This window comes from Peribacillus sp. P4_C12, assembly GCF_056402095.1.
The window spans coordinates 1-2,924 of sequence record NZ_JBFUIB010000457.1 but is presented as its reverse complement, the minus strand read 5'-3'; the positions used below and the strand labels follow the sequence as shown (position 1 = coordinate 2,924).

The window sequence follows — 2,924 nt, the reverse complement described above, 5'->3', positions numbered from 1 at the left end:
TATTACTTTTACAATGAAGATACTACCCACCATTTTCATATTTGGATGGTTCCTCGATATGAATGGATGTACGATTTTGGACGTTCGGTGGAATCTGTTAGACCAGTTTTACTCCACGCAAGAGACAAATTAAATAATGATGAAAATATAAAAAGTGTAATTGACGGGATTAAGGCTTTAAAAAAAGAACTAAACACTTAACCCTTCCTTGTTCCGATAATAGGCGCTTTACTTCAATAACAGTGGTTTCTGCCGTGCCTTTTTCAAATGAAACCAAAGGGGCAGGATAGTTGAAGATGGAAATGGTATAATTTAGAGAATGGTAGAGGAGAAATATGGAAATTTTAAAAAGCACTAAAATATTAAATACAATCTGTATACTTCTTGTTACTATTCATATGCTTGTTTTGTATGCATTGGTTTTTATGACAGATAAATTGGATACAAAGTTTGGACAAATATGGTCTCTAAGTGCATTGGTGTTAGGGATTTTGTTTTGCTATATAGTCTTCAAAATAAAGTCACCATTACGCCATACCTTGCTAATCACAACGTTTTTTATGACGTTATTAGGTGTGCTAGTCCTTCTTGTATTCTTGATTGAATGTTTTTAAAAGGAGTGTTAAGCCCCCTTATAGCAACAATCTATACGAAAACACCCAAAATAAAAAGCATAGCTTTTCAACTAACAGATGCGTTAGCTTACGTCAGCCCTTTCTTTATTAAACTATCGGATTTCTTATTAAAATATGGATAGCCAAAACGGTGAAAGGATGATGTAAATATGAAAAAATTTATCTTAATCTTATTGCTCCTGATTAATGTTATCTACATAGCGAATTATCTTATCAATTTTGAAACTTTTACATTAAACAATCTATGGATTGTCTTTTTTATTATCAGTTTAAGCTTATCTATTCTTTATTTGTTTCAGTCGAGAAAGAAATCTGGTTATATTTCTTATTTATCAATTGCGGTTATATTTGCGAGTTTTAGTTCTTTAGGGGCTTATGGTTTTCTATACATTTTATCTAACCTTATGGGATAACGGATATTTAACTGACAGGCGCTCTACTTCAATACGAGGAGGTGTTCAGCAGCTATGGAACTAAGGCGCAGTTTAGTTCAACTAGTGATAATGCATTTGAAATAGAATTTATATTGTACGTCAAATAAAGGGAGAAGGTTAGATGTTGATTAAGATTGATACAGTTTTTTCATATGTTCTTCTCGGTGTGATAGTTTTTTACGCCTTGGAGTGGGTAGCTGTTGGTTCAGGTTTTAAGGTACTTGTTGGCGGGGGTTTTGGTTTACTTTTATATATAGCTAATCATATTAGTAAGAATCAAAAATAATGGGTGATATGGAAGAGCCCGATGACAGGCAATAAAAATTATTTTAATAAGCTAACGGGTTCGGTTTTGAAGTACAAAACTTGAAATTCACAACACGAATAACATTAAGAAACAAATAATTATTAGCAATAGAAAAAGCAGTGGAATCACATCCAACTGCTTTTTTAATTTTAAAATTTCCAATCAATAATACGAAACAATATTTTCGTATTGTTCATCTTTCCGTACAAAACCTTTTCATTAATGAACGAATATTTTTTCTCATGCTCTTACTATTTTTAGTTAAATACACATAGCTTGTACCAGCATTTTGTACCCGCGTTATGTTAAAATATCTGTTTTCTCTTAACTCTCTAACATAGCCATGATTACTAATTTCACATTTTTCATCATAACCTATAATGGATACCATTTATCACCATATGTCATATCACTACAACGTTTACAAACATAACCTTTTTGAACTCTCCCCCTAGTCATATGGTGATTACTATACATATAAAAATCATTTTCAAGTTTTTCTATTTTACAAAAAGAGCATTGTTCCATACTATTTTCCTCTCTTACTTCGTTATAATAGTCTACTGTGTATCTTATTTACCGTTTAATTTTACATTAAATGTACTTTTTGTGATAAAAAATGAGTCTTAAATTTAATATGGTCTACGGATTAACATTCAAATTAATAACCGTTTTATACTAAGTCAGCTGTCTATCAGACTGTTGCCAATTTGTTTGATAATTATGGTGTCGTTTTGTCTATCAAAGCTGAGTAAACATCGATATACCAACAAAAATAAAGTAACGAATTTATATATTAAATCCGTGCTAATACTTATGTGAATTCTCTTTTTGTACTCGAAAACTGAACCCGTTAAACACAAGCGGTCTCTTTTATTTGTACAAAATCAATATTAATGTTTAACAATGCCTAATCAATAATAAATTGGATAAGTTAAAAGGGGACCATCATAATGAGGTCCCCCTTAGATAATAAATTAAGGCAAAAACGTTTTGTATTGTTCCATTAAATCACCATAATATCTGCTTGTTAACATTAAGAAAATTGCGAGTCCAATATATAATGAGAACCAGATGATTTTTGTTTTTAGACTCGATGAGTAATAGGATTGTTCTTTATCCCTGATTTCTGTTTGTTCTTGCACTTCTTCAAAGAAAGTTGCAACCGTTCGTTCATACGTGCCTATATTTTCAAAATCGGTCGGTCCGTACTGATATTCATTCGAATTAGCAGCATCAACTAATGACCTATATATATTTTCTTTTAACTCGTTCAGTTGTCTTTCTTTTAGCTTATTATCTTCTAGGAGTGGGATATGCCAAGTCTTCGTTTTGTTTAGCTTCTGACTTAGTTGATTTAATTCCACATTCCAAATATTAAACAGGCGAATTTTTTCTTCTTCTGTCGCACCTGCATATTCCTCTAGCTGCTCTAAACCAAATTGATTGAATTCGATTACGATATCTCTTTGATTTCTAGTTATCTCGCTGCGGAATTCTTTCCACCACTTAGTAATACCTAATAACAAGAAGAGTATTAAAAATGGA

2 protein-coding genes and 1 pseudogene are annotated in these 2,924 nt (G+C 31.5%); 2 read left to right on the top strand and 1 reads right to left on the bottom strand.

The window, feature by feature from the left end; genetic code table 11:
* Window positions 1-201 (top strand): annotated as a pseudogene (locus AC1DUW_RS24850) (HIT family protein); the annotation flags it as partial.
* 989 nt (window positions 202-1,190) lie between these two features.
* The gene (locus tag AC1DUW_RS24845) at window positions 1,191-1,355 is read left to right on the top strand and encodes a hypothetical protein (RefSeq protein WP_161804911.1); all 165 of its coding nucleotides are present in this window, start codon (window positions 1,191-1,193) and stop codon (window positions 1,353-1,355) included.
* A 998-nt stretch (window positions 1,356-2,353) separates the two neighbouring features.
* Here AC1DUW_RS24845 and AC1DUW_RS24840 read toward each other — a convergent pair.
* Window positions 2,354-2,924: hypothetical protein (locus tag AC1DUW_RS24840; protein WP_477643724.1), on the bottom strand; the 571-nt coding region annotated here is incomplete at its 5' end.